Origin of the sequence: Streptomyces sp. NPDC100445, from assembly GCF_044759735.1 — a bacterium.
Taxonomy (GTDB): domain Bacteria; phylum Actinomycetota; class Actinomycetes; order Streptomycetales; family Streptomycetaceae; genus Streptomyces.
This window is the reverse complement of record NZ_JBIVZV010000002.1, coordinates 645,524-672,303: the sequence shown is the minus strand read 5'-3', so window position 1 is coordinate 672,303 and position 26,780 is coordinate 645,524. Positions and strand designations below refer to the sequence as shown.

The following is a 26,780-nucleotide window of genomic DNA, read 5'->3' as shown; positions in this document are numbered from 1 at the left end:
CGTCGGCACCCGGCACACGAAAGGGGCGCACCCCTCGCGGGTGCGCCCCTTGACGTGGGGTGGGACCTCAGCCGGCCAGGCAGGACGGGCCGAGGAGGACCTTCAGGTCGCCGAAGAGCGCCGGGTCGGGCTTGACCCGGTGGCGGTCCAGGCGCAGGACGGTGGTCTTGCGCGGCCCCTGGAGCTTGATGCGGACCTCGCTGTCGCCCTTGTGGTGGCTGAGGATCTCACCGAGCCGGCTGACCATGGGCGGGGTGACCCGGGTGGCCGGGATGGTGAGGATCACGGGCGCGTTGGTGCCGGCGTTGGACAGGTCCGGGACCATCAGCTCCATGGCGACGAGGCGGGGCACGTCCTCCCGCTTGTCCAGCCGGCCCTTGACGAACACCACGGCGTCCTCGACCAGTTGCGTCGACACCAGTTGGTAGGAGGCCGGGAAGAACATGCACTCGATGGAACCGGCGAGATCCTCCACGGTGGCGATGGCCCAGGCGTTGCCCTGCTTGGTCATCTTGCGCTGGAGGCCGGAGATGATCCCGCCGATCGTCACGACCGCGCCGTCCGCGTGCTCTCCGCCGGTGAGCTGGGCGATCCCCGCGTCGGCCTTGTCGGCCAGTACGTGCTCCAGGCCGAACAGCGGGTGGTCGGAGACGTAGAGGCCGAGCATCTCCCGCTCCTGGGCGAGCAGATACGTCTTGTCCCACTCGTCGGCGGAGAACTCCACGTCCAGCCCGAAGCCGGGTTCGCTGCTGCTCTCCTCCCCCATGCCGCCGAACAGGTCGAACTGCCCCTCGGCCTCCTTGCGCTTGACCGCGACCACGTTGTCGATCATCGGTTCGTACTGCGCGGTGAGGCCCTTGCGGGTGTGCCCCATGGAGTCGAACGCGCCGGCCTTGATCAGCGACTCCGTGGTCCGCTTGTTGCAGACCACCGCCTCGACCTTGTCCAGGTAGTCCGGGAAGGAGGCGTACTTCCCCTTCGCCTTGCGGCACTTGATGATCGACTCGACGACGTTGGTGCCGACGTTGCGGACCGCGGACAGGCCGAAGAGGATCACGTCGTCGCCCTGGGCGGCGAAGTTGGACTCCGACTCGTTGACGTTCGGCGGGAGCACCTTGATGCCCATGCGGCGGCACTCGTTGAGGTAGACCGCCGACTTGTCCTTGTCGTCCTTGACGGAGGTCAGCAGGGCGGCCATGTACTCGGCGGGGTAGTTCGCCTTGAGGTAGGCGGTCCAGTACGAGACCAGGCCGTACGCGGCGGAGTGCGCCTTGTTGAACGCGTAGCCGGCGAAGGGGACCAGCACGTCCCACAGGGCCTGGATGGCCTCGTCGCTGTAGCCGTTGCGCTTGGCGCCGGCCTGGAAGATGGTGAAGTTCTTCGCCAGCTCGTCGGGCTTCTTCTTGCCCATCACGCGGCGCAGGATGTCGGCCTCGCCGAGCGAGTAGCCCGCGATGATCTGGGCGGCCTTCTGGACCTGCTCCTGGTAGACGATCAGACCGTAGGTGACGGCCAGGACCTCTTCGAGGGGCTCCTCCAGCTCCTTGTGGATCGGGGTGATCTCCTGGAGCTTGTTCTTGCGCAGCGCGTAGTTGGTGTGCGAGTCCATGCCCATCGGGCCGGGACGGTAGAGCGCGGAGACGGCGGAGATGTCTTCGAAGTTGTCGGGCTTCATCAGGCGCAGCAGCGAGCGCATGGGGCCGCCGTCGAACTGGAAGACGCCGAGGGTGTCGCCGCGCTGGAGCAGCTCGAAGGTCGTGGGGTCGTCCAGCGGGAGGCTCAGGAGATCGATGTCGATCCCCTTGTTGGACTTCACCATCTTGACGGCGTCGTCCATGATCGTCAGGTTGCGCAGGCCGAGGAAGTCCATCTTCAGCAGGCCGAGCGACTCGCAGCTCGGGTAGTCCCACTGCGTGATGGTCACGCCGTCGGTGTGCCGGACCCAGACGGGCACGTGCTCGGTGATGGTCTCGCTGGACATGATCACACCGGCGGCGTGCACGCCCATCTGCCGGACCAGGCCCTCGACGCCCTTGGCGGTGTCGATCACCTTCTTCACGTCCGGCTCGTTCTCGTACATCGCGCGGACCTCGCCCGCCTCCGAGTACCGGGGGTGGCTCGGGTCGGTGATGCCGTTGAGGTCGATGCCCTTGCCGAGGACGTCGGCGGGCATGGCCTTGGTGATCCGGTCGCCCATCGCGTACGGGTAGCCCAGCACGCGCGCGGAGTCCTTGATGGCGTTCTTGGCCTTGATCTTGCCGTAGGTGCCGATCATGGCGACCTTGTCGGCGCCGTACTTCTCCGTCACGTACCTGATCACCTCGACGCGCCTGCGCTCGTCGAAGTCGATGTCGACGTCGGGCATGGAGACGCGCTCGGGGTTCAGGAACCGCTCGAAGATCAGGCCGTGCGGGATCGGGTCGAGGTCGGTGATGCCCATGGCGTACGCGACGATCGAGCCGGCCGCGGAGCCACGGCCGGGGCCGACCGCGATGCCGTTGTTCTTGGCCCACATGATGAAGTCGGCGACGACGAGGAAGTAGCCCGGGAACCCCATCTGGATGATGACGTCCATCTCGTACTCGACCTGCTTCTGCCGGTCCTCGGGGATGCCGCCGGGGAAGCGGCGCTCCATGCCGCGGCGGACCTCCTCCTTGAACCAGGTGACCTCCGTGTAGCCCTCGGGGATGTCGAACTTCGGCATCAGGTCGCGCTTCTCGAACATGCCGGCGGTGTCGACCATCTCGGCGACGAGGAGCGTGTTGGCGCAGCCCTCCTGCCAGGCGTCCGAGGAGTCGATGGCGTACATCTCGTCCGTGGACTTCAGGTAGTAGCCGGTGCCGTCGAACTTGAAGCGGTCGGGGTCGGAGAGGTTCTTGCCGGTCTGGATGCACAGCAGGGCGTCGTGGGCGCCCGCCTCGTGCGCGTACGTGTAGTGCGAGTCGTTGGTCACCAGCGGCGGGATGCCGAGTTTCCGGCCGATCTCCAGCAGGCCGTCGCGGACCCGGCGCTCGATCTCGATGCCGTGGTCCATCAGCTCCAGGAAGTACCGGTCCTTGCCGAAGATGTCCTGGTAGTCGGCGGCGGCCTTGAGGGCCTCGTCGAAGTGGCCGAGGCGCAGCCGGGTCTGCACCTCGCCGGAGGGGCAGCCGGTGGAGGCGACGATGCCCTCGGACCACCGCGCGATGGTCTCCTTGTCCATCCGGGGCCACTTCGTCAGCCAGCCCTCGGCGTAGGCGTCGGAGGACAGCCGGAAGAGGTTGTGCAGGCCGGTGCGGTTCACCGCCCACATCGTCTTGTGGGTGTAGCCGCCGGAGCCGGAGACGTCGTCCCGCTTCTGGTGCGGCTGGCCCCACTGGATCTTGCGCTTGTTGCGCCGGGACTCGGGGGCGACGTACGCCTCGATCCCGATGATCGGGGTGATCCCGGCCTTCTTCGCGGAGTGGAAGAAGTCGTACGCGCCGTGCAGGTTGCCGTGGTCCGACATGGCGATGTGGGTCATGCCCATCTCGTTGCACGCGTCGAACATGTCCTTGAGCCGCGCGGCACCGTCCAACAGCGAGTACTGGGTGTGGACGTGCAGGTGCGTGAAGGGCGGCTTTGACACGGTTCGAGCCTCCAGGACAAACGAGCGTCGACGGGCGTCCCACGGGCTGTGGACAGTCGGGGGGACAGCGTCGAAGTCTATGCCCCCGCACTGACACGCGCGGGCCCCGTCCGCGTACCTTCGTGCGGGAACCGGGCACTCCGGCGTGGCGTCGCCCGTTGGAGACGGCACGAGCGCCGTCGCACGCGTTCCCGCACCCACAGCACCACCCGTCCCGCACCAGGAGGCACCCCGCGATGTCGGTCCCCCAGCTCAACGACGAGCAGCGCGGCGAGGAGATCCTCGCCGTCTTCGACACCGCCTTCGGCCGGCTCCTGGCCGCCGACCCGGCCGCGTTCCGGGTGAAGTTCCGCAAGATGGCGGCCTCGGCCTTCGCCTTCTACCGCGGCACGGCGGCCCTCTTCTACCACGACCTCGACGCCGAGAAGCGCGGCGGTCCCTACCTGGACGACCGCACCTCGCGCGTGTGGATCCACGGCGACCTGCACGCGGAGAACTTCGGCACGTACATGGACTCCAACGGCCGGCTGGTCTTCAACGTCAACGACTTCGACGAGGCCTACGTCGGCCCGTTCACCTGGGACCTCAAGCGCTTCTCCGCCTCCATCGCGCTCATCGGGTACGCGAAGGCGCTCGCCGACGAGCAGATCACCGAGCTGGTGACGATCTACGCCGCCGCCTACCGGGAGCGCGTCCACGCCCTGGCCACGGGCGCCAAGCAGGACGAGGTGCCGCCGTTCACGCTGGACACCGCGCAGGGCCCCCTCCTGGACGCGCTGCGGGTCGCCCGCTCGCTGACCCGGTTCGGCCTGCTGGACTCGATGACCGAGATCCGGGACTTCGAGCGCCGCTTCGCCCCGGGCGGCGGCTCCGTCGAGCTGGACGCGGCCACCCGCTACAAGGTCCTGGCGGCCTTCGACGGCTACCTGGAGACGCTGCCGGACTCCTCCCTGGCCCGCCCGGACTCCTACCGGGTGAAGGACGTCGTGGGCCGGCGCGGCATCGGCATCGGCTCGGCGGGCCTGCCGTCGTACAACATCCTGCTGGAGGGCCACAGCGACGCCCTGGAGAACGATGTGGTGATCTACATCAAGCAGGCGCAGACCCCGGCCGTCTCCCGGCACATCACGGATCCGGCCGTCGCCGGGTACTTCCAGCACGAGGGCCACCGCACGGTGATCTCCCAGCGCGCCCTCCAGGCGCACGCCGACCCGTGGCTGGGCTGGACCGAGCTGGACGGCTCGGGCCAGCTGGTCGCCGAGGTCTCGCCGTACGCGGTGGACCTGGACTGGGGCGACATCGACGACTTCGAGGAGATCGCGGCCGTCGTCGCCGACCTGGGCCGGGCCACCGCCACCATGCACGCGGCGGCGGACGACCAGTCCGGCGAGTCCCTGGTGCCGTTCTCCACCGAGCGGGCCATCGACGCGGCCCTCGCGGCCGACGAGGAGGGCTTCGCGCCCCTGCTGGTGGACTTCGCCCACGGCTACGGCGCCCGCGCGCGTGCCGACCACCAGATCTTCGTGGACCTGTTCCGCAACGGCCGGATCCCGGGGCTGTAGGAGCCGCGGATTCTCAGGCACTCTTTAGGAGTCTCCTACCCGCGTACGTGACAGACTCTGCTCTCGCTATGGACATATCCGGGACCCAGCTCAGAGCCGTGCGCGCGGCGCTGTTCACGGCCTTCGTCGTGACGCTCAGCACCGCGTCGCACGTGCTGCTGTCCCGTGCCCCGCTGCCGGCGGCCACCGTGGCCGCGGTCGCGGCGGGCGTGTTCGCCACCGCGTACGCGCTGGCGGGCCGCGAGCGCGGCTTCGGCCGGATCGCGGCCCTGCTGCTCCCGCTGGAACTGGCCGCCGACACGGTGTTCACCACCGGTCAGCACGCCTGTTACGGCCGGGCGGGGGGCCCGGTGGCCGGGCCGCTGCGCGCCGTCGGCCTCGACGTGCTGTGCGACGGCGGGGTCGGCATGCCGCTGGCCCGGGTGACCGGCGGCGGCGACCGCGCCGGCGCCCTGCTCGCCCAGGCCGGCCCGGGCGCCGCCTGGCTGCTGCTGGCCGCGCACGTCGGGGTGGGCCTGCTGGCCGCCGCCTGGCTGCGTCGGGGCGAGCGGGCCCTGGCCCAGCTGGTGCGCGCGGTGGCCGGCACCACGTTCCGGCCGCTGCTGCTGGCGGTGGCCGCGGTCACCGTACGGGCCCTGCCGGTCCGCCGGGCGCCCCGCCCGGCGCCGCCCCGCGCCGCGGCCCGCGACCGGCTCCTCGCGCACTCCCTGGGACGGCGCGGACCGCCGTGCTCCCCCGCCGCGGTCCCCGCCTGAGCCGTCGACGGCTCCGGCACGGCCCGCGGCGTGCGGACACCCGACCGGTACCCCACCCGCGCCCCGCCCCGACGGGCGCGCGTCCCCCATGGAGATCACCAGCATGAGCAAGCGGAACAGTCAGACGGCGAAGACGGCGGCCCGGGAGCGGCTGCGCCAGGAGCGCGAGCGGCAGGCCAAGCGCGACAAGGCCAGGCGGCAGGGGATCGTGGCCGCCTCGGTGGTGGCCGTCCTGGCCGCGGCCGGCGGCATCGGCTACGCCGTCGTCCAGGGCAACAAGCCCGCCCACTGGGAGGCCGTGAAGGACGACAAACTCGTCAAGCCGGCCCACACCACGGGCGCCGACGGCACCACGGTCGTCATCGGCAAGGCCGACGCCAAGAAGACGTTGGTGATGTACGAGGACCCGCGCTGCCCGGTCTGCGCGGCCTTCGAGGAGACGGTCGGCCCGTCCGTGAAGAAGGACCTCGACGCCGGCAAGTTCAAGCTCAAGTACGTCGGCGCCACCTTCATCGACCGGAGCCTGCCCGGCGAGGGCTCCAGGAACGCGCTCAGCGCCCTGGGCGCCGCCCTGAACGTCAGCCCCGAGGCCTTCCTCGAGTACAAGTCCGCGATGTACTCCAAGAAGTGGCACCCCGATGAGACGACGGACAAGTTCAAGGACGACGCCTACCTGATCAAGGTCGCCGACACCGTCCCCGCCCTGAAGGGCAACGCGGCGTTCCGCAAGGCCGTGAAGGACGGCACCTACGACCGGTGGGCGCTGGAGGAGTCCAAGGTCTTCGACAAGGACGGCGTCTCCGGCACCCCGACCCTGAAGATGGACGGCAAGACGCTGACGGGTCCCGACGGCAAGAACGCCCCGATGTCCGTCGCCGACTACAACACCGCGCTCACGGCGGCCCTGAAGGGCTGAGCCGGCCGGGCCGACGTTCCGTGAAAGAGCGGGCGAACTTTTGTGGGTTCGCCCGCTCAGGCGCGTACCGATCAGTAGCCTGATCGTCCGTGACCAGTCGATACAGATCGTCCGAGGGCCTCCAGAGCCCCGGCATCCCCTTCCCCCGCCGCCGTACGGTCGTCAAGGCCGCGGCGGCGACCGCCGTCCTGGCCGGCCCGCTCGCCGCCGCGCTCCCGGCCCGCGCCGCCACGGACGCCCCCGCCTTCCTGCACGGCGTCGCCTCCGGTGACCCGCTGCCCGACGGCGTCCTGCTGTGGACCCGGGTCACCCCGGTCCCGGAGGCGATACCGGGCTCCGGTACCGGCCCGGACACCGAGGTCGGCTGGGTCGTCGCCCGGGACCGGGCCCTGACCGACGTCGTCGCCAGGGGCTCCACCACCGCGACCGCCGCCTCCGACCACACCGTGAAGGCCGACATCCGCGGCCTGGCGCCGGCCACCGACTACTGGTTCCGCTTCTCGGCCGGCGGCACCGACTCCCCGGTGGCGCGCACCCGCACCGCGCCGGCGGCCGACGCCGACGTGGCCGGACTGCGCTTCGGCGTCGTGTCCTGCGCCAACTGGGAGGCGGGCTACTTCTCCGCCTACCGCCACCTCGCCGCCCGCAACGACCTGGACGCCTGGCTGCACCTGGGCGACTACATCTACGAGTACAAGAGCGGCGAGTACGCGGCGCGCGGCAAGGTCGTCCGCCCGCACGCCCCGCTCCAGGAGATCCTCACCCTCGCCGACTACCGCGTCCGGCACGCCGCGTACAAGACCGACCCCGACCTCCAGGCGCTGCACCTGAAGGCGCCGGTCGTCGCGATCTGGGACGACCACGAGTTCGCCGACAACGCCTGGTCCGGCGGCGCGGTCAACCACACCGAGGGCGCCGAGGGCACCTGGACGGCCCGTCAGGCCGCCGCGAAGCAGGCCTACTTCGAGTGGATGCCGGTCCGCCCGGCCATCGCCGGCACCACCTACCGGCGGCTGCGCTTCGGCAAGCTCGCCGACCTGTCCCTGCTGGACCTGCGCTCCTTCCGCTCCCAGCAGGCGTCCGCGGCCAGCGGCTCCGTCGACGACCCGGACCGCACCCTCACCGGGCGCGCCCAGCTCGACTGGCTGAAGGCCGGGCTGGCGGCCTCCGACACCCGGTGGCGGCTGGTCGGCAACTCGGTGATGATCTCGCCGTTCTCCTTCGGCTCCCTCGGCGCCGACCTGCTCAAGCCCCTCGCCAAGCTGCTCGGACTGCCGCAGGAGGGGATCGCCGCCAACACCGACCAGTGGGACGGCTACACCGACGACCGCCGGGAGCTCCTGGGCCACCTGCGCTCCCACGCCATCGGCAACACCGTCTTCCTGACCGGTGACATCCACATGGCGTGGGCCAACGACGTGCCGGTGGACGCGGGCACCTACCCGCTGTCGGCGTCGGCGGCCACCGAGTTCGTGGTGACCTCGATCACCTCGGACAACCTGGACGACATCGTCAAGGTGCCCGAGGGCACGGTCTCCGCGGTCGCCTCACCGGTGATCAAGGCCGCCAACCGGCACGTCCACTGGGTGGACACCGACCGCCACGGCTACGGCGTCCTGGACGTCAACGCCGACCGCGCGCAGATGGACTACTACGTCCTGTCCGACCGCACCGACGCGCGCGCCACCTCCAGCTGGGTGCGCTCCTACCGCACCCGCAGCGGCACGCAGAAGATCGAGCGGACCTACGACCCGGTGTGACGCGTCGCTCAGCCCAGCGTCTCCAGGAAGCCGAGCGCCACCCGCCAGGTGGCCTCGGCGGCCTCGGCGTCGTGGTCCGGCAGACCGGGGTCGGTGTAGAGGTGTCCGGCCCCGGCGTACCGGTACACCTCCACGTCGGCGCCCGCCCGGCCCAGCTGGAGGTACCAGGCGCTCAGCCAGTCGTCCGTCTCGAACGGGTCCGGCTCCGCCACGTGCAGCTGCACCGGCAACTCGTCCACCCGCGCGTTCGGCGCGATGTCCGAGGTGCCGTGCAGGAGCAGCAACCCGCGCGCCTTGTCGTCGCCGAGTGCGAGGGTCTGGGCGACGGACGCGCCCAGCGAGAACCCGGCGTACACCAGCCCCCGGTCCGAGTACGGCGCCGCCGCCAGCACGGCCCGCTTCAGCAGCTCCTCCTTGCCGGTGCGCTCCTGGAACCGCATACCGTCCTCGACGGTGTCGAACGTGTGTCCGTCGAAGAGGTCCGGCGTCCACACCTCGTGTCCGGCAGCGCGCAGCCGGTCCGCGGCCTCGCGCACCGCGGGCCTGAGTCCGTAGGCCGAGTGGAAGAGCATGATGTTCATGAGGCCATGGTGCCAGCCGCCGCCCGCGCGGCCGTATCGGCGGCCGTACCCGCACACGGTCGGAACACACATGTTCATCACCCGCCGAGGCCGGTTACGTTCGGAGGCATGGAGAACGTACTCCGCCCCCTGATCGTGGTGGGCAGCTCGGTGCTGCTCACCCTTGCCCTCGGCTGGGCCACCGACCGGCTGCTGCGCAAGGCCGACGAACGCAATCCGGACTCGCCGCTGTGGGAGCTGCTGCGGCGCGGCCGCATCCCCTACCAGCTGGTGCTGTGCGCCGCCCTGCTCAGAGGCTCCTACGACCAGGCACAGCTGTCCCCGGAGCACCACACCGGCATCGGCCGCGGGCTGACGCTGGTGCTGATCGGGTCGGCCGCCTGGCTGGTGATCCGGATCGCCGCGGCCGTCGTCGAGACCTCCTACAGCCGCTACGCGCGCGTCCACCGGGACGCGGCCCGGGTGCGCCGTGTGCGCACGCAGGTGGAGCTGATCATGCGGGTGGTGTCCGCGGTCGTCATCGTGATGGCGATCGCCTCGATGCTGCTGACGTTCCCCGCGATGCGCGCGGCCGGTGCCTCGCTGCTGGCCTCCGCCGGCATCGTCGGCATCGTCGCCGGTGTCGCCGCCCAGTCGACGCTGTCGAATCTGTTCGCCGGCCTCCAGATCGCCTTCGGCGACATGGTCCGCATCGGCGACACGGTGGTCGTGGACGGCGAGTGGGGCACGGTCGACGAGATCACCCTGACCTTCCTGACCGTACGGACCTGGGACGAGCGCCGGATCACCATGCCGGTGTCGTACTTCACCTCCAAGCCCTTCGAGAACTGGTCCCGGGGCACCCCGCAGATGACCGGGACCGTCTACTGGTACCTCGACCACAGCGCGCCGGTCGGGGCGATGCGCGAGAAGCTGCGGGACATCCTGCGCACGTGCCCGGCCTGGGACGGCCGCGCCGCCGGCCTCCAGGTGACCGACACCACCCCCAACACCGTCCAGGTGCGGGCGCTGGTGACGGCGAAGGACGCGGACGACATCTGGACGGTGCGGGTCACCGTCCGCGAGCAGATGATTTCCTGGCTGTCGGAGGAGCACCCCTACGCGCTGCCCCGGGTGAACACCTCCGACGCCGTGCTCCCGCCCTACCGCGTCCCGTCCCCCGACCGCGCCTCGCTGCGCAAGGCCTACGAGTTCCCGCGCACCGGCCGGGGCTGACGGGACGGGGCGACCGGACGGGGGCCCGGTCCGGTCAGCCGTGACCACCGGCTCAGGGCCGGCACCCGGTCCCCGGCGGCCACGGCAGCCACAGCAGCCACGGCGGCCGGGACGCTCCCGCGGCCCCGCGGCCGCGGCCGCGGGTCACCGCAGGCTGCGCACGTCGAGGTGGCGCAGCACCCGGTCCACGATCTCCGGGTCCGCCCCCGGTTCGCTGCGCGCCGCCAGCACCTCGTGCCGGGCCGCGCTGAGCATCTCGCCCTGGATGCGCCGCACCCGCTTGAGCCGTCTGACCCGCTGGTGCTGCGCCTCCCGGCGCTCCTCCTCGCCCATGTCCGGACTGATCCGGATGCCGATGTCGAAGGCCCGCCGCAGCATCTGCTCCGAGAGGTCGTCGGGCAGGTCCTCCACCTGCTCGATCTCCCGCAGCCTGCGCTTGGCGGCCTTCGCGGCCCGCACCGCGAGCTCCTTCTCGAACTCCTTCTCCCGTTCGGAGTCGGCCTGTACGCCCAGCCGTCTCACCAGCCACGGCAGCGTCAGGCCCTGCACCACCAGCGTCGCGATGATCACCCCGAAGGCGATGAACACGAGCACGTCCCGCTGCGGGAACGGCGAGCCGTCGTCGGTCCTCAGCGGGATGGCGAGGACCAGCGCCACCGAGGCCACCCCGCGCATCCCGGACCACCACATGACGACGGTCTCCCGCCAGCTCACCGGGATCTCCTCGTCGTAGTCCCGGCGGGCGTGCAGCCGTTGGGTCAGCCAGGTGGCCGGCAGCAGCCACAGCAGCCGTACGACGACGACCACCGCCACCACGGCCGCCGACCAGCCCAGCAGCTCGCCCCAGCGGCCGCGGCCGGTGTGGATGGCGTTGTGCAGCTCCAGGCCGATCAGCCCGAAGGCGACCCCGGTGACGAGGGTGTCGATGATGTCCCAGAAGGTGTGCCCGGCCAGCCGGGTCATCACGTCGTCGGCGTCGGTGGCGTACTCGGCGAGGAACAGGGCCGTGGTGAGCACGGCGAGCACCCCGGAGCCGTGCAGTTTCTCCGCGAGCACGTAGGAGGCGAACGGCACCAGCAACGTCATGCCGATCTGGAGGGTCGGGTCGTCCAGCAGGTCCATCAGCCTGTTGGCGCCCCAGCCCAGCACCAGTCCCACGGCCACCGCGACGACGGCGGACAGCACGAGGTCGAGCCCGGCCCGCCAGGGCGAGAAGGAGCCGCTCAGGGCGGCGGCGATCGCCACGTGGTACAGCACGATGGCCGTGACGTCGTTGAAGAGGCCCTCACCCTCCAGGATGGAGACCAGGCGGCGCGGCAGCCCCAGCTGTCCGGCGACACTGGTCGCGGCGACCGGGTCGGGCGGCGCGATCAGGGCGCCCAGCGCGACGGCGGCGGCGATCGGCAGTCCGGGCACGATCGCGCTGGCGACCACGGCCACGCACACCGTGGTCACGAAGACCAGGGCGACGGCCAGCAGGAAGATCGGGCGGACGTTGGCCGCGAACTGCCGCCAGGAGGTCCGGCGCACGGCGGCGTAGAGCAGCGGCGGCAGCAGCGCGGGCAGGATGAGGTCGGGCGGGATGTTCACGTCCGGCACGAAGTCGGCGACCGCGAGGGCCCCGCCGAACAGCGTCATCAGCACGGGTGCCGGCACCCCGAGCCGGTCCCCGACCGGGACGCTCACCAGGGCCCCGAGCAACAGGGCGAACAACAGGGCCAACTGATCCACGGACTGCGCTCCGGGCTCGACGATCACACGGCAGGCCTCTAGCCTGCCACGACGCCGGGGTCACAGGGCGCGGCGCATCGCCCGGTGCGGTATGCCGGCGTCCGGGAACTCCGGGCCGTACGCCTCGTAACCCAGCCGCTCGTAGAAACCCAGCGCGTGGGTCTGCGCGTGCAGGTCCACGGCGGTGAGACCCAGTTCGCGGGCGGTGTCCTCGATGGCGCGCACCAGGACCGCGCCGACGCCCAGCCCGCGTGCCTCCCGGGAGACCGCGAGCCGCCCCAGGGAGCCCACCGCCGGGTCGCCACCGGTCTTCGCGGCGGCCGCCTCGCCGTGCAGCAGCCGTCCGGTGCCCAGCGGCACACCGTCCTCGCGGACCGCCAGCACGTGCACGGCCACGGCGTCGCAGGCGTCGTACTCGACGTCCTCGGCGACGCCCTGCTCGGCCACGAAGACCTCCTTGCGGATCGCGAAGCAGGCCTCGCGGTCGGCGAGGTCCGTCACGACCCGGACGGTGAGGCGCGGGCTCACGCCCACGTCTCCTCCCGGACCTGGTCCAGGGCCTGCCGCAGGTCCTCGGGGTAGTCGCTGGTGAACTCCGCCCACTGTCCGTCGCCGGGGTGCTCGAAACCGAGCCGGACCGCGTGCAGCCACTGGCGGGTCAGGCGCAGGCGCTTGGCGAGGGTCGGGTCGGCGCCGTAGGTGAGGTCGCCGACGCACGGGTGGCGGTGCGCGGCCATGTGGACGCGGATCTGGTGGGTGCGGCCCGTCTCCAGCTTCACGTCGAGCAGGGAGGCCGCGCGGAACGCCTCGACCAGGTCGTAGTGGGTGACCGACGGCTTGCCGTCCGCCGTGACCGCCCACTTGTAGTCGTGGTTCGGGTGGCGGCCGATCGGGGCGTCGATCGTGCCGCTCGTCGGGTCGGGGTGGCCCTGGACCAGGGTGTGGTAGCGCTTGTCGACCGTGCGCTCCTTGAACTGGCGCTTGAGCGACGTGTAGGCCCGCTCGGACTTCGCGACCACCATCAGGCCGGAGGTGCCGACGTCGAGGCGGTGCACGATGCCCTGGCGCTCGGCGGCGCCGGAGGTGGAGATCCGGTACCCGGCGGCGGCGAGACCGCCGATCACGGTCGGCCCGGACCAGCCCGGCGACGGGTGCGCGGCCACGCCGACCGGCTTGACGATCACGACCACGTCGTCGTCGTCGTGCACGATCTCCATGCCCTCGACCGGCTCGGCGACCACCTGCACCGGGGCCGCCGCCTGCGGCATCTCGACCTCGAGCCAGGCGCCGCCGTGCACCCGCTCGGACTTGCCGACCACCGCGCCGTCGACCTGGACCTTGCCGGACGCGGCCAGCTCCGCCGCCTTGGTGCGGGAGAAGCCGAACATCCGGGAGATGGCGGCGTCGACGCGCTCGCCCTCCAGGCCGTCCGGCACGGGCAGGGTGCGGATCTCGGGAATCGTGCTCACCCGTCGAGTATGCCGGACGGGTGCCGCCCCACCGAACGGGCCTGTGGAAAACTCCCGGTCCCGCGGGACCCGCGGGCCGCTCGGACCGGCTGCGCTGTCAGTCCTTGTGGACGGTGCCGTCCGGGTCCAGGCCGCGGAAGGACAGCAGCACGATCAGGATGCCGCCGCACACGATGGCCGAGTCGGCGAGGTTGAACACCGCGAAGCCCTGGGGCGCGATGAAGTCCACGACCTCGCCCTCGAAGATCCCGGGCGCCCGGAAGATCCGGTCGGTGAGGTTGCCGAGCGCCCCGCCCAGCAGGAGGCCGAGCGCGATCGCCCAGGGGAAGCTGTAGAGCTTGCGGGCGAGCCGGATGATCACCAGGATCACGGCGGCCGCGATGAGCGTGAAGATGACGGTGAAGGCCGCGCCGAACCCGAAGGCCGCGCCCGGATTGCGGATGGCGTGCAGCTCCAGCCAGTCCCCGACGACCCGGATCGGCGCGTGTCCCTCCAGACGGGCGACGACGAGCATCTTGCTGATCAGGTCGAGGGCGTACGCGAACGCGGCCACCGCGAACAGCACGGCGATCCGGCGCCCACGGCCGGTCCGCCGCCCCGCCGGGGCCGGCTCCCGGCCCGCACCGGCCGGGCCGGACGCGTCCGGGCCGGCGGGCGCTCCGGCCGCCGTGGTCCGCTCGCCGCCGTCGTCGTCCGGAGTGCCCGGCGTACCGATGATCCGCTCCGCCTCTGCCACGTGAGTCCCTCAACCTAGGTGCCTGACTGAGGACGAGACTACGGCACGCCCCCCGGACCCCAGGCGTTCAGGAGCGGCGTTCCTGCTTCTGCTTGCACTCCACGCACAGGGTGGCCCGGGGGAAGGCCTGCATGCGTGCCTTGCCGATGGGATCGCCGCAGTTCTCGCACAGCCCGTAGGTGCCCGCGTCCAGCCGTTCCAGGGCGCGTTCGGTCTGGTCGAGCATCTCGCGCGCGTTGGCGGCCAGCGCCATCTCGTGCTCGCGGGTGATGTTCTTGGTGCCGGTGTCGGCCTCGTCGTCACCCGCGCCGTCCCCGGAGTCCCGCATCAGGCCGGCGACGGACGCCTCCGACGAGCTGATCTCCGCCCGCAGCCGCCCCGCCTCCGAGTCCAGCTCCGCGCGGGCCTCCGCGACCTCTTCCGGGGTCCAGGGGTCCTCGCCGGAGCGGACCGCCAGCTCGCCGGGGTCCGTCGCGGCGGCGCGCGCCTTGGGAAGGGGGGTCTGTTCCGCCGTGACCGTGCCAGGGGTCTTCTTCGCAACCACTGTCGTGGCTCCTGTCTGCTTCGCGGCCCGCGCCGCACCCGCCTTCTTGGCCGTGCTCCTGTGGGCCGCCTCCGTGGAGACGCCCTCGTGGACCGCCCGCCGGCCGCCGGCCTTCCTCGCCGTCGGCTCCTCGGGGGCCGTCCTGTCCGTGACCACCTCGTCGGCGGCCGGCTCGTCCGCCGCCGCATCGTCCACGGCGTTCCCGCCCGCGGCCGTCCTCGCCGCGGTCCGCTCCGCCGCGGCCTCACCGGCGGCCGCCGTCCCGGCCGGCGCCCGCTCGGCCGCCGACCGCTCGGCCGCCGTCAGGTCCGCCGCCGTCCGGTCCGCCGGCTTCCGCGCGGACCGCTCGGCCGGCGCCCCGGTCCGGGACGCGTCCCGCACGGCGGTCTCCTTCACGGGCGTCCTCCGCTCCGGCGTCTTCCGTACGGCCGCCTTCTTCGTGGTCGGCGTCTTCGCGGCCGGCGTCTTCGCGACGGCTCCGCCCGCCACCCGATCCTCCGCCTTCTCGGCCCGTTCCGCCTCCTCCCCCGCGCCCCGCTGCCCGGGACGGTCCCGCTCGGGAGCCGCGTGACCGGCTGCCGGCCTCCCCGCGGCCGTCCTCCTGGTGGCGGGTCCCGCGCCCGTCCGCCCGGTCGCCGGCTGCTGTACGGCGGTCTTCTTCGCCACCATGGCCGCGGCCCCTTCACCTGTTGCGATCTTGCTCGCGAATCGTGCTGGGACGATAAATCGACTCGAGTCCCGCGGCAACGGGGCACACCGCCCGATTCGCCCGCCCGCACCCCCCGAGCCACGGGCCTGCATCCGTTGTGCCCAGCTCCCCGCCCGGTAATCCGCCCGGTCCCGCCCGAGCGGACGCCGACGTCCGCCCCCTGGCCATTCGGGTCACGCGGCCGGGCCCCGGACCGCGCGCCCGGGCCGCGGGAAAACCGGTCCGCCGCTGTCCGCGCGGCGCCGTACACTGGGCGGAGCGAGAAGCGTGGATGGGGACGAGTAGCGGCGTACGCAGCCCAGAGCGACCCGGGGACGGTGTGAGCCCGGGGGTCGGCGCGACGTGAAGATCACCCCGGAGCCGCCGGAAGAAAGCCGCAGCCGCAGGGCGGCGGTGAGTAGACCCGGCATCGCGACCCAATGAGGGGGCCCACGGCGCGTACGGCGCGGCGGAGGGCCAAGGAGGGTGGTACCGCGGGAGCGCGCCGCACACGGCGTAGACAGGATCGAAGGCTCTCGTCCCTCCGACGGAAGGCAGCAAGTCCGTTGGAGGATGCTCGCAGATGACAGCGCCGACGTACCGCCCGGTGCCCGCACAGGTCGACCTGCCCGCTCTTGAGCACGCCGTGCTCGACTTCTGGCGCGAACAGAAGATCTTCGCCAAGAGCCTGGAGCAGTCCGAGGGTCGCCCCGAATGGGTGTTCTACGAGGGGCCGCCCACCGCCAACGGCATGCCCGGTGCCCACCACATCGAGGCCCGCGTCTTCAAGGACGTCTTCCCCCGCTTCCGCACCATGCGCGGCTACCACGTGGGCCGCAAGGCCGGCTGGGACTGCCACGGCCTGCCGGTCGAGCTGGCCGTCGAGAAGGAGCTGGGTTTCTCCGGCAAGCAGGACATCGAGGCGTACGGCATCGCCGCGTTCAACGACCGGTGCCGCGAGTCGGTGACCCGGCACACCGACGCCTTCGCCGAGTTGACGACCCGCATGGGCTACTGGGTCGACCTGGACGACGCCTACCGCACCATGGACCCCGAGTACGTGGAATCGGTGTGGTGGTCGCTGAAGGAGATCTTCGGCAAGGGACTGCTGGTCCAGGACTACCGGGTCGCCCCCTGGTGCCCGCGGTGCGGCACCGGGCTGTCCGACCACGAGCTGGCGCAGGGCTACGAGACGGTCGTCGACCCCTCCGTGTACGTCCGCTTCCCGCTCACCTCCGGCCCGCTCGCCGGCGAGGCCGCGCTCCTGGTGTGGACGACGACCCCCTGGACGCTGGTGTCCAACACCGCGGTCGCCGCGCACCCGGAGGTCACCTACGTCGTCGCCACCGACGGCGAGGAGAAGCTCGTCGTCGCCGAGCCGCTGCTGGCCAAGGCGCTCGGCGAGGGCTGGGAGACCACCGGCCGCACGTTCACCGGCGCCGAGATGGAGCGGTGGACGTACCAGCGCCCCTTCGAGCTGGTGGAGTTCACCGAGCCGGCGCACTACGTCGTCAACGCCGAGTACGTCACCACCGAGGACGGTACGGGCCTGGTCCACCAGTCCCCCGCCTTCGGTGAGGACGACCTCAGGACCTGCCGCGCCTACGGCCTGCCGGTGGTCAACCCGGTCCGCCCGGACGGCACCTTCGAGGAGGACGTCCCGTTGGTAGGCGGCGTCTTCTTCAAGAAGGCGGACGAGAAGCTCACCGAGGATCTGGACGGGCGCGGCCTCCTCTTCCGGCACCTTCCCTACGAGCACAGCTACCCGCACTGCTGGCGCTGCCACACCGCGCTGCTGTACTACGCGCAGCCCTCCTGGTACATCAGGACGACGGCGGTCAAGGACCGTCTCATCCAGGAGAACGAGAAGACGAACTGGTTCCCGGGGACGGTCAAGCACGGCCGCTTCGGCGACTGGCTGGACAACAACATCGACTGGGCGCTGTCCCGCAACCGCTACTGGGGCACGCCGCTGCCGATCTGGCGCTGCGAGGACGACCACCTCACCTGCGTGGGCTCCCGGGCGGAGCTGGGCGAGCTGACCGGCACCGACCAGTCGGGCCTGGACCCGCACCGGCCGTACATCGACGACGTCACCTTCGCCTGCCGTCACGACGGCTGCGGGAAGACGGCCACACGCGTGCCGGAGGTCATCGACGCCTGGTACGACTCCGGTTCGATGCCGTTCGCGCAGTGGGGCTACCCCTACAGGAACAAGGAGCTGTTCGAGAGCCGGTACCCGGCGCAGTTCATCTCCGAGGCGATCGACCAGACCCGCGGCTGGTTCTACACGCTGATGGCCGTCGGCACCCTCGTCTTCGACCGGTCCTCGTACGAGAACGTCGTCTGCCTGGGGCACATCCTCGCCGAGGACGGCCGCAAGATGTCCAAGCACCTGGGCAACATCCTCCAGCCGATCCCGCTGATGGACCAGCACGGCGCGGACGCGGTGCGCTGGTTCATGGCGGCCGGTGGCTCCCCCTGGGCGGCCCGCCGGGTCGGCCACAACACCATCCAGGAGGTCGTCCGCAAGACCCTGCTGACGTACTGGAACACGGTCGCCTTCCAGGCCCTGTACGCCCGCACCTCGAACTGGGCGCCGTCCGCCGCCGACCCTGCGCCGGCCGACCGTCCGGTGCTGGACCGCTGGCTGCTGTCGGAACTGCACGCCCTGACCGACCAGGTCACCCAGGCACTGGAGGCCTACGACACCCAGCGCGCCGGCAAGCTGCTGTCCGCGTTCGTCGACGACCTGTCCAACTGGTACGTGCGCCGCTCGCGCCGCCGGTTCTGGCAGGGCGACAAGGCGGCGCTGCGCACCCTGCACGAGGTGCTGGAGACGGTCACCAAGCTGATGGCGCCGATCACGCCGTTCATCACCGAGCGGGTGTGGCAGGACCTGGTCGCACCGGTCACCCCGGGCGCGCCCGAGTCCGTGCACCTGGCCGGCTGGCCCGAGGCGGACCTGTCGGCGATCGACCCGGAGCTGTCCCGGCAGATGGTCCTGGTGCGCCGGCTGGTGGAGCTGGGCCGCGCCACGCGCGCGGAGTCGGGGGTCAAGACCCGTCAGCCGCTGTCGCGCGCGCTGATCGCGGCCACCGGTTTCGAGTCCCTCGACCCGGAGCTGCACGCGCAGATCACGGAGGAGCTGAACGTCGAGGCGCTGGCCTCGCTCAGCGAGGTCGGCGGCAGCCTGGTCGACACGACGGCCAAGGCCAACTTCCGTGCGCTGGGCAAGCGGTTCGGCAAGCGCGTCCAGGACGTGGCCCGGGCCATCGCCGCCACCGACGCCGCCGCCCTCTCCCTCGCCCTGCGCGAGGGCACCGCCCGCGTGGACGTCGACGGGGAGAGCGTCACCCTCTCCCCCGACGAGGTCATCGTCACCGAAACCCCCCGCGAGGGCTGGTCGGTGGCCTCCGACTCCGGCGCCACCGTCGCCCTCGACCTGGAGATCACCGAGGAACTGCGCCGGGCCGGCCTGGCCCGTGACGCGATCCGGATGATCCAGGAGGCCCGCAAGAACAGCGGCCTGGACGTCGCCGACCGGATCGCCCTGCGGTGGACCTCGACCGATCCCGCGGTCGTCGCCGCGCTGTCCGGACACAGCGCGCTGATCGCCGACGAGGTGCTCGCGACCGACTTCGCCCAGGGCGAGGCCGACGACACCTACGGCGACACCTTCACCGACGAGGGCCTGTCCCTGACGTTCCGCCTGCGCCGCGCGTAGCCGCCCGCCCCACCGAAGGGCCCGGTCCCCGAGGGGACCGGGCCCTTGCGCGTGCGCGCCCGGCCGCGCGCAACCCGCGTAAAAGGGGCGGGCCCCCGGACCGAAGTCCGGGGGCCCGCCCCTTGGGCGCTGCCGACGCCGTTGTCGTCCTAATGCCCGGTGCTCAGTTGTCGTCCTCGTCGATCAGGAACCCGCGCATCGGCGAGGGCGCCTGACCCATCGGGGACGGACCCTGCGGGCGGACCGGGGCCATGGGCTGGGTCATGGCCGGGGTCATCTGCTGCTGGCCGCCGTAGGACGGACCGGACGGGCCGGGGTTGCCGCCCATGCCCTGGTTGCCGCCGTAGGACGGGGCGCTCGCGCCGGCCGGTGCCATGGAGGGCGCCGGGGACGGCGGCAGGGACGCGGTGGCCGGAGTGCGCGGCGGGGCCAGGGAGTCGTCGGCCTGGGTCTCCAGCTGGCGCAGCTGCGACTCGAGGTACGACTTCAGCCGCGTGCGGTACTCGCGTTCGAAGCCGCGCAGGTCCTCGACCTTGCGCTCCAGCGTGGCGCGGGCGGACTCCAGGGAACCCATGGCCACGCGGTGCTTCTCCTGCGCGTCCCGCTCCAGGGCGTCGGCCTTGGCACGCGCGTCACGCTCCAGACCCTCGGCGCGGCTGCGGGCCTCACCGACGATCTTGTTGGCCTCGGAGCGGGCCTCGGCGATCGCCTGGTCGGCGGTCTGCTGGGCCAGCGAGAGGACACGGGCGGCACTGTCGCCGCCGGGGCCCTGACCGGGGCCGCCCATCGGACCACCCATGGGACCGCCCATCGGGCCGCCCATCTGCTGCTGCATGGGCGGCTGACCGCCCATGTGGCCCTGGCCCATGGACCCCTGGCCCATGGACCCCTGGCCCATCGAGCCCTGCCCCATGGAACCCTGACCCATGGAGTTCTGCCCCATCGGGCCCTGGCCCATCGGACCCTGGCCCATCGGGCCGGGACCCTGCGGGCCACCCTGACCGCCGGGGCCGGCGGGCAGCTGCGGGGCACCGCTCGGCAGCTGGGGCGGACCACCCATGGGGCCACCCATCTGCTGCTGCGGCGGGCCCGATATGCCGGCGGGCACCGGTGCGCCGGGACCTCGCATGCCCTGCTGCGGCATGCCCTGCTGGGGCATCCCCTGCTGCGGCATGCCCTGCTGCTGGTCCTGCTCCGGGGGCTTGCGCATGTTCTGCTGGTTCTGCGCGGCCGCGCGCGTGGCCGCGGCCAGCTTGGCCCGCAGGTCCTCGTTCTCGCGGAGCAGACGGGTCAGTTCGGCTTCGACCTCGTCGAGGAAGGCATCGACCTCGTCCTCGTCATAGCCTTCTCGGAGGCGGACGGTCGTGAACTGCTTGTTCCGCACGTCCTCGGGGGTCAACGGCATCTCTTCACCTCAACGTAGTCATCGGCAGTCGGCAAGACCGTATCGTCCACCCTCATCTCACGAAATGCTGCGCAACGGAGATGAGGACGTAAACGATGATCATCAGTACGAAGAAGGACAGGTCGAGCGCCACGCCCCCGAGACGCAGCGGCGGGATGAACCGCCGCAGAAGCTTCAACGGTGGATCGGTGACAGTGTAGGTGGCCTCCAGTACGACCACCATCGCCTTGCCGGGTTGCCACGAGCGGGCGAACTGGAACACGTAATCCATGACCAGCCGGAAGATGAGCACGACGAGGAACACCATCAGCGCGATGTAGATCACCTGCGCGAACACGCTCATGGCCTGCGGTTACCTCTCCCCTGCTCCATGCTTTCGGTACTGCGGTCCGGTCCTGCGTCTCAGCTCTGGTTGAAGAACCCGCCCTCTGCGATGCGGGCCTTGTCCTCCGCCGTGACATCGACGTTAGCAGGAGACAACAGGAACACCTTCTGCGTCACCCGCTCGATGCTGCCGTGAAGACCAAACACCAAACCGGCCGCAAAGTCGACAAGTCGCTTGGCGTCCGTGTCATCCATCTCAGTCAGATTCATGATCACCGGGGTGCCCTCACGGAAGTGTTCCCCGATGGTACGGGCCTCGTTGTAGGTCCGCGGGTGGAGCGTGGTGATCCGGTAAGGCTCTCGTTCCGACACGACCTTGGGCATGATCACCGGTGCGTTCTTCTCCAGGGACTGACGTTCTTGTGTGATGGATGCCACGGGCGCGATCCGCGCCGGACGTCCCGATTCCGCGGCGAGCGAAGTCGAACGGGCCACCGGCTCGCGCGGCGCGGGGGGTTGCACGATCCGCACCTCTTCGTCCCTTTGGGACTGATGTGCGCCATGCGACTGATGTGACGGTTCGTGCCGTCGGTGGTCCCGCTCGGGCTCCGGGTCCAGCTCGGGTTCGAAGTCGTCGTCGGGGTCGAATCCACGGCCGTCGTACCCATCGTCCTCCACGAGGCCGAGGTAGACCGCCATCTTGCGCATCGCGCCGGCCATTCTCTGAGTCCTCCGCTCTGTGGTGGATCGACTGACGACTGCCAAATGCCCGCGATCCACGTGGTCGTTGTGCCCGCCTTGGCGGACACTGACCATATTTTCTGCTGTGGTCCGACTTCCTGGCGACGTTACCCGAGCCTGGGGCGGACTCCGAGTACCGCACTGCCGACGCGTACATGTGTCGCCCCGGCGGCCACGGCCTGCTCGAGGTCCGCACTCATCCCCGCGGACACCATGGTTGCAGCAGGATGGGTCCGGCGCAGGTCGGTCGACAAATCTATGAGCCGGGCGAACGCCGCCTGTTCGCGTCCCGCGTATTCCCCGGTGAGCGGAGCGACGGTCATCAGACCGTCGAGCCGCAGCCCGGGTGCCGCGGCCACGAGGTCGGCCAACTCTTCAATTCCGTCCGGCGCCACGCCGCCGCGTTCGCCGCGGCCGCTCGCCCCGGCGTCGAGCGCGACCTGGAGGAGGCAGCCCACCTCGCGCTCCGCGCGCACCGCCTCCTTCGACAGCGTGGTGACGAGCCGGGAACGGTCGACGGACTGCACGACATCGGCGTAACCGACCACGGAACGCACTTTGTTGGTCTGCAACTGACCGACGAAGTGCCATGTCAGGGGCAGATCCGCGCATTCGGAGGCCTTCGGGGCCGCGTCCTGGTCACGGTTCTCGGCGACTTCGCGCACGCCGAGCCCGGACAGGATCCGCACGTCGCTCGCCGGGTAGGTCTTGGTGACCACGATGAGGGTCACCTCGTCCCGCCCGCGCCCGGCCGCCGCACACGCGGCGGCGATGCGCTCCTCCACCTTCGCCAGGTTCGCGGCGAGTTCGTTCCTGCGGTCCGTCATACCCCGTCAGTCCAGCCACACATAGCCGGCGAGCCGCCCCGTGGCGCGGTCCCGGCGGTACGAGAAATGGTCCTTCGACTCCCGGGTGCACACCGGCGACTGCACCCGGTCGCACACCCCGAGCCGGTCGAGCTGCGCGTGCACGCCGGCGCTCACGTCGAGCGCGGGCGTGCCCCAGCTCGTCTCGGCGTGCGCCGCCGGTTCGACGGCGGCCACCTCGGCGCGCATCGCCTCCGGCACCTCGTAGCACCGTCCGCAGACGGCCGGGCCGGTGCGGGCGACGATCCGGTCGGGCACGGCGCCGAGTTCGGTCATGGCCCGTACGGCGGCGGGAACGACCCCGGCGACCATGCCGGGCCGGCCGGCGTGGGCCGCGGCGACGACCCCGGCGACGGGGTCGGCCAGCAGCACCGGCACGCAGTCGGCGGTGAGGACGGCGAGGGCGAGCCCGCGCCGGGTGGTGACGACCGCGTCGGCCTCCGGCGCCGGACGGTCGCCCCACGGCGCGTCCACCACCACGACGTCGGCGCCGTGGATCTGCCGCATCCAGACCACCGCCTGGGCCTCCAGGCCCAGCGCCCCGGCCGCCAGCTCCCGGTTGGCGCGCACGGCTTGCGGAGTGTCGCCGACCGCGCCCCCGAGGTTCAGCTCCTCGTACGGAGCGGCGCTCACCCCGCCCCACCGGTCGGTGAAGGCGAAGTGCGCGCCGCTCACGCTCTCGCGCCGTCCTATCACTTGAGGAAGTCCGGGACGTCCAGCTCCTCGGCCGTGCTGTCCGCGTAGGCCGGCCGCGGTGCCGGCGTGACCGGCGGCGGGACCGGGATGTCGGCCACCGGCTCGGGTGCCGGCTCCGGCTCCTCCTTGGGCTTCACGCTGCCCAGCGAGCCGAAGGACGGACGGCTGGGCTCGCTGGACCGGGCCGGGGCGGGCTCCTCGCGGCGGACGGGCGCCGAACCGGTGGCCGAGCCGAGGACGTTGTCCCGGCGGGCCGGCGGCTGGCCGCCGTCGAAGCCGGCCGCGATCACGGTGACCCGGACCTCGTCGCCCAGCGCGTCGTCGATGACCGCGCCGAAGATGATGTTGGCCTCGGGGTGGGCGGCCTCGCTGACCAGCTGGGCGGCCTCGTTGATCTCGAACAGGCCGAGGTCGGAGCCGCCGGAGATGGAGAGCAGCACGCCGCGGGCGCCGTCGATGGACGCCTCCAGCAGCGGGGAGGAGATCGCCATCTCGGCCGCGGCCACCGCGCGGTCGTCGCCGCGGGCCGAGCCGATGCCCATGAGGGCCGAACCCGCCTCGGACATGACCGACTTGACGTCGGCGAAGTCCAGGTTGATCAGGCCGGGGGTGGTGATGAGGTCGGTGATGCCCTGCACACCGGAGAGCAGGACCTGGTCCGCGGACTTGAAGGCGTCCAGGACCGAGACCTGGCGGTCCGAGATGGACAGCAGCCGGTCGTTGGGGATGACGATGAGGGTGTCGACCTCTTCGCGGAGTTCCGCGATGCCGTCCTCGGCCTGGTTCGCGCGGCGCCGTCCCTCGAAGGTGAACGGGCGCGTGACCACGCCGATGGTCAGGGCACCCAGGTTGCGCGCGATGTTGGCCACGACGGGGGCGCCGCCGGTGCCGGTGCCGCCGCCCTCGCCGGCGGTCACGAAGACCATGTCGGCCCCCTTGAGGACCTCCTCGATCTCCTCGCGGTGGTCCTCGGCGGCCTTGCGGCCGACGGCCGGGTTGGCTCCGGCGCCGAGTCCGCGGGTGAGTTCGCGGCCGACGTCGAGCTTGACGTCGGCGTCGCTCATCAACAGCGCCTGGGCGTCGGTGTTGATGGCGATGAACTCGACGCCCTTGAGACCGACCTCGATCATCCGGTTGATGGCATTGACACCACCGCCGCCGACACCGATGACCTTGATGACTGCGAGGTAGTTCTGCGGTGCTGCCACGTCGAAGGCCTCTCGCCTCGAATTACGTTGTCGTCGCCGTGCGGGTGCCCCGCGCCGGGACGACGGATGCCGAATGGGACGGTCCGTAGCGCCGACCCGAACCCTAACCTTGAAGTTTAGGGTTACCAGTGTGTCTGTTCCCTGGAGTCTTCTGAACAGGACACTAAGTCGACAAGTGGCGCCCGTTCAACGAACACGCCGAACCTCCCGTTTTTCTTTTCACCCTATGTGATCAGGCATAGCAGTGCCCAACCAGGGTGCTGGCCTGCACTGATGTGCGTCAACTCCCCGCTGACGCAGGGGCGGTGGGAACGCTGACATCAAAGTGCCGTGCGCCGGGAACTGCTTTCATGAGAGCGGTGAGGGCCCGGGCCTTGGCGCCGCCGTTCTCGCCGCTGCCCCATGCCACCGTGCGCCCGTCGCCCCACTCCAGCGAGATGGCGTCGTAGGAACGGACTTGGACGGCGCGGGTGAGCCTCAGCACGGGCTCCGGCAGGTCACCGGCGACGCGTACGGCCTCGCGTACCAGCCGGTCGACGCCGAAGCGCCGCAGGCTCGCGGCGCCGGGCCCCTTGCGGGAGACGGACATCTCCAGCGCCGGAACGCCTTTCGGTGCCTGCGAAACCGTGGCGAATCGGACACCTTCGTCATCGACTTCGATGAACTTCCCGCCCTTTCGGACAAGGAGGACCGGAGTGCGTTCGATCACTTTCAGGCCGATCCCGTGTGGCCAGGAACGCACCACGTCCACGGTGTCGATCCGGGGCAGTCTCCGGCGGAGCCGGGCCTCGACGGCGTCCGTGTCGGCCGAGATCATCGGCTCCCCGAGGGGCACGGCCGCCGCCTCGCGCACCTGGGCCGGGGTCAGCACCCGCGTCCCGGAGACCGAGACGTGCTCCACGCGCAGCCAGCCGGAGCCGTACAACGCCCAGACGGCTCCGGCCCCGAGGAACAGCAGGAGGGCCGCCGCGGCGGCGGACACCAGCAGGCGCCGCCTCCTGGTCCGGGAGGCGGGAGGCGGGCCGGACGACTCCTGCCGGCGTTCCCCGCGCTCGGCGGTCGTCGGTCCGGCCACGCTCACTCCTTTTCCTGGCCCGGTTCACCCCGGGGGCGCCCCAACCGGTGCGCGCCCCCTTCGGCTCACCCGACCGTGCCTAGTGCTGACGGCGTGAGGCGATCGCCTCGTACACCATGCCGACGAGCAGGTCGTCGGCGTCCCGGCGGCCGAACTCACTGGCCGAGCGGGACATCTCGTACAGCCGGTGGGGGTCGGCGAGCACGGGCAGGACGTGCTGCTGCACCCACTCGGGCGTCAGTTCCGCGTCGTCGACGAGGAGTCCGCCGCCGGCCTTGACCACCGGCTGGGCGTTCAGCCGCTGTTCGCCGTTGCCGATGGGCAGCGGGACGTACGCGGCCGGCAGCCCGACGGCGGAGAGTTCGGCGACGGTCATCGCGCCCGCGCGGCAGAGCATCATGTCGGCCGCCGCGTACGCGAGGTCCATCCGGTCCAGATAACTTACCGGGATATAGGGGGGCATTCCCGGCATCTGGTGCACCTGCGGCAGTTCGTTCTTCGGGCCGACCGCGTGCAGGATCTGGATGCCGGCCTGCTGGAGCCACGGAGCGACCTGCTGGACGACCTCGTTGAGGCGCCGGGCGCCCTGGGAACCGCCGGAGACCAGCAGCGTGGGCAGGTTCGGGTCGAGCCCGAAGCGGGCGCGGGCCTCCGGGCGGACGGCGGCGCGGTCCAGGGTGGCGATGGAGCGCCGCAGCGGGATGCCGATGTAACGCGCGTCACGCAGCTTGCTGTCGGGGGTCGAGACGGCGACCCGGGCCGCGTACCGCGAGCCGATCTTGTTGGCCAGGCCCGGGCGGGCGTTGGCCTCGTGGATCACGATGGGCACGCCCAGGCGCTTGGCGGCCAGGTAGCCGGGCAGGGCGACGTAACCGCCGAAGCCGACCACGGCGTCCGCCTTGGTGCGCTCCAGGATCTGCTCGGCCGCCTTGATCGTGCCGCGCAGCCGGCCCGGCACGGTGATCAGCTCGGGCGTGGGCTTGCGGGGCAGCGGCACCGCGGGGATCAGCGCCAGCTCGTAGCCGCGCTCCGGGACGAGCCGGGTCTCCAGGCCGCGTTCCGTGCCCAGGGCCGTGATCCCCACGGTCGGGTCCTGCCTGCGCAGGGCGTCCGCGAGGGCGAGCGCGGGCTCGATGTGGCCGGCGGTCCCCCCACCGGCGAGTACGACATGCAC

General features: G+C 71.4%; 21 protein-coding genes. 6 read left to right on the top strand and 15 right to left on the bottom strand.

Annotated features, from left to right (window positions below):
* Positions 1-67: 67 nt before the first annotated feature.
* Complete coding sequence (gene dnaE, locus ACIQVT_RS08365) at positions 68-3,607, bottom strand: DNA polymerase III subunit alpha (RefSeq protein WP_403749365.1); 3,540 nt, start codon at positions 3,605-3,607, stop codon at positions 68-70.
* 236 nt (positions 3,608-3,843) lie between these two features.
* Here dnaE and ACIQVT_RS08360 point away from each other — a divergent pair, with 236 nt between their 5' ends.
* From ACIQVT_RS08360 to ACIQVT_RS08345, 4 genes are all read left to right on the top strand, one after another.
* Positions 3,844-5,169, top strand: a complete 1,326-nt coding sequence (locus ACIQVT_RS08360) for a DUF2252 domain-containing protein (RefSeq protein WP_403749364.1) — start codon at positions 3,844-3,846, stop codon at positions 5,167-5,169.
* A gap of 68 nt (positions 5,170-5,237) precedes the next feature.
* Complete coding sequence (locus ACIQVT_RS08355; RefSeq protein ID WP_403749362.1) at positions 5,238-5,924, top strand: hypothetical protein; 687 nt, start codon at positions 5,238-5,240, stop codon at positions 5,922-5,924.
* 103 nt (positions 5,925-6,027) lie between these two features.
* Positions 6,028-6,840, top strand: a complete 813-nt coding sequence (locus tag ACIQVT_RS08350) for a thioredoxin domain-containing protein (protein WP_403749359.1) — start codon at positions 6,028-6,030, stop codon at positions 6,838-6,840.
* An 89-nt stretch (positions 6,841-6,929) separates the two neighbouring features.
* Entirely contained in the window at positions 6,930-8,600 is a 1,671-nt protein-coding gene (locus ACIQVT_RS08345) for an alkaline phosphatase D family protein (protein WP_403749357.1), read from the top strand.
* Positions 8,601-8,608: 8 nt separating this feature from the next.
* Here ACIQVT_RS08345 and ACIQVT_RS08340 read toward each other — a convergent pair whose 3' ends face one another.
* Positions 8,609-9,181: a dienelactone hydrolase family protein gene (locus tag ACIQVT_RS08340; RefSeq protein ID WP_403749355.1), complete on the bottom strand. Its 573-nt coding sequence runs from the start codon at positions 9,179-9,181 to the stop codon at positions 8,609-8,611.
* Positions 9,182-9,289: 108 nt separating this feature from the next.
* On the opposite strand from ACIQVT_RS08340, the gene ACIQVT_RS08335 reads away from it, so the two are divergent.
* Positions 9,290-10,396, top strand: coding sequence for a mechanosensitive ion channel family protein (locus ACIQVT_RS08335; protein WP_403749353.1), 1,107 nt, complete (start codon positions 9,290-9,292; stop codon positions 10,394-10,396).
* Positions 10,397-10,540: 144 nt separating this feature from the next.
* Here ACIQVT_RS08335 and ACIQVT_RS08330 read toward each other — a convergent pair whose 3' ends face one another.
* The 5 genes from ACIQVT_RS08330 to ACIQVT_RS08310 all read right to left on the bottom strand — a co-directional run bounded on the left by ACIQVT_RS08330 (position 10,541) and on the right by ACIQVT_RS08310 (position 15,545).
* A complete protein-coding gene (locus ACIQVT_RS08330) occupies positions 10,541-12,127 on the bottom strand; it encodes a Na+/H+ antiporter (protein ID WP_403749351.1) in 1,587 nt (528 codons plus the stop codon).
* Positions 12,128-12,187: 60 nt separating this feature from the next.
* Positions 12,188-12,655 (bottom strand): GNAT family N-acetyltransferase, encoded by a 468-nt coding sequence (locus ACIQVT_RS08325; protein WP_403749350.1) that lies wholly within the window; start codon positions 12,653-12,655, stop codon positions 12,188-12,190.
* Positions 12,652-13,596: an RluA family pseudouridine synthase gene (locus ACIQVT_RS08320; protein ID WP_403749347.1), complete on the bottom strand. Its 945-nt coding sequence runs from the start codon at positions 13,594-13,596 to the stop codon at positions 12,652-12,654. Before ACIQVT_RS08320 ends, ACIQVT_RS08325 begins: the two co-directional genes overlap by 4 nt.
* A 97-nt stretch (positions 13,597-13,693) precedes the next feature.
* Complete coding sequence (gene lspA, locus ACIQVT_RS08315; protein ID WP_403749345.1) at positions 13,694-14,332, bottom strand: signal peptidase II; 639 nt, start codon at positions 14,330-14,332, stop codon at positions 13,694-13,696.
* Positions 14,333-14,399: 67 nt separating this feature from the next.
* On the bottom strand, positions 14,400-15,545 hold the full coding sequence (locus ACIQVT_RS08310) for a TraR/DksA C4-type zinc finger protein (protein WP_403749343.1): 1,146 nt from the start codon (positions 15,543-15,545) through the stop codon (positions 14,400-14,402).
* Between the two features lie 602 nt (positions 15,546-16,147).
* Between ACIQVT_RS08310 and ileS the strand changes: the two genes are divergently transcribed.
* A complete protein-coding gene (gene ileS / locus ACIQVT_RS08305; protein ID WP_403749341.1) occupies positions 16,148-19,291 on the top strand; it encodes an isoleucine--tRNA ligase in 3,144 nt (1,047 codons plus the stop codon).
* A 163-nt stretch (positions 19,292-19,454) separates the two neighbouring features.
* Here the strand turns inward: ileS and ACIQVT_RS08300 are convergent, their stop codons facing one another.
* The 8 genes from ACIQVT_RS08300 to murG form a co-directional block, all read right to left on the bottom strand.
* The gene (locus ACIQVT_RS08300; RefSeq protein WP_403749339.1) at positions 19,455-20,696 is read right to left on the bottom strand and encodes a DivIVA domain-containing protein; all 1,242 of its coding nucleotides are present in this window, start codon (positions 20,694-20,696) and stop codon (positions 19,455-19,457) included.
* A 52-nt stretch (positions 20,697-20,748) separates the two neighbouring features.
* Entirely contained in the window at positions 20,749-21,039 is a 291-nt protein-coding gene (locus ACIQVT_RS08295) for a YggT family protein (protein WP_403749337.1), read from the bottom strand.
* Between the two features lie 59 nt (positions 21,040-21,098).
* Positions 21,099-21,740: a cell division protein SepF gene (locus tag ACIQVT_RS08290; protein WP_030642042.1), complete on the bottom strand. Its 642-nt coding sequence runs from the start codon at positions 21,738-21,740 to the stop codon at positions 21,099-21,101.
* Between the two features lie 128 nt (positions 21,741-21,868).
* The gene (locus tag ACIQVT_RS08285; RefSeq protein WP_403749334.1) at positions 21,869-22,588 is read right to left on the bottom strand and encodes a YggS family pyridoxal phosphate-dependent enzyme; all 720 of its coding nucleotides are present in this window, start codon (positions 22,586-22,588) and stop codon (positions 21,869-21,871) included.
* Between the two features lie 6 nt (positions 22,589-22,594).
* Positions 22,595-23,323: a peptidoglycan editing factor PgeF gene (pgeF, locus tag ACIQVT_RS08280; protein ID WP_403749332.1), complete on the bottom strand. Its 729-nt coding sequence runs from the start codon at positions 23,321-23,323 to the stop codon at positions 22,595-22,597.
* The gene (gene ftsZ / locus ACIQVT_RS08275; RefSeq protein WP_403749329.1) at positions 23,320-24,531 is read right to left on the bottom strand and encodes a cell division protein FtsZ; all 1,212 of its coding nucleotides are present in this window, start codon (positions 24,529-24,531) and stop codon (positions 23,320-23,322) included. The genes pgeF and ftsZ overlap by 4 nt, the downstream gene beginning before the upstream one ends.
* A 280-nt stretch (positions 24,532-24,811) precedes the next feature.
* Positions 24,812-25,606: a cell division protein FtsQ/DivIB gene (locus ACIQVT_RS08270; RefSeq protein WP_403749327.1), complete on the bottom strand. Its 795-nt coding sequence runs from the start codon at positions 25,604-25,606 to the stop codon at positions 24,812-24,814.
* Positions 25,607-25,685: 79 nt separating this feature from the next.
* A complete protein-coding gene (gene murG / locus ACIQVT_RS08265; protein WP_403749325.1) occupies positions 25,686-26,780 on the bottom strand; it encodes an undecaprenyldiphospho-muramoylpentapeptide beta-N-acetylglucosaminyltransferase in 1,095 nt (364 codons plus the stop codon).

Coding starts and splice junctions, on each gene's coding strand:
- ACIQVT_RS08295 (WP_403749337.1), bottom strand. CDS start 21,039: ATGAGCGTGTTCGCGCAGGTGATCTACATCGCGCTGATGGTGTTCCTC.
- ACIQVT_RS08300 (WP_403749339.1), bottom strand. CDS start 20,696: ATGCCGTTGACCCCCGAGGACGTGCGGAACAAGCAGTTCACGACCGTC.
- ACIQVT_RS08360 (WP_403749364.1), top strand. CDS start 3,844: ATGTCGGTCCCCCAGCTCAACGACGAGCAGCGCGGCGAGGAGATCCTC.
- ACIQVT_RS08340 (WP_403749355.1), bottom strand. CDS start 9,181: ATGAACATCATGCTCTTCCACTCGGCCTACGGACTCAGGCCCGCGGTG.
- ACIQVT_RS08355 (WP_403749362.1), top strand. CDS start 5,238: ATGGACATATCCGGGACCCAGCTCAGAGCCGTGCGCGCGGCGCTGTTC.
- ACIQVT_RS08350 (WP_403749359.1), top strand. CDS start 6,028: ATGAGCAAGCGGAACAGTCAGACGGCGAAGACGGCGGCCCGGGAGCGG.
- ACIQVT_RS08290 (WP_030642042.1), bottom strand. CDS start 21,740: ATGGCCGGCGCGATGCGCAAGATGGCGGTCTACCTCGGCCTCGTGGAG.
- ACIQVT_RS08285 (WP_403749334.1), bottom strand. CDS start 22,588: ATGACGGACCGCAGGAACGAACTCGCCGCGAACCTGGCGAAGGTGGAG.
- ileS (WP_403749341.1), top strand. CDS start 16,148: ATGACAGCGCCGACGTACCGCCCGGTGCCCGCACAGGTCGACCTGCCC.
- ACIQVT_RS08310 (WP_403749343.1), bottom strand. CDS start 15,545: ATGGTGGCGAAGAAGACCGCCGTACAGCAGCCGGCGACCGGGCGGACG.
- ACIQVT_RS08335 (WP_403749353.1), top strand. CDS start 9,290: ATGGAGAACGTACTCCGCCCCCTGATCGTGGTGGGCAGCTCGGTGCTG.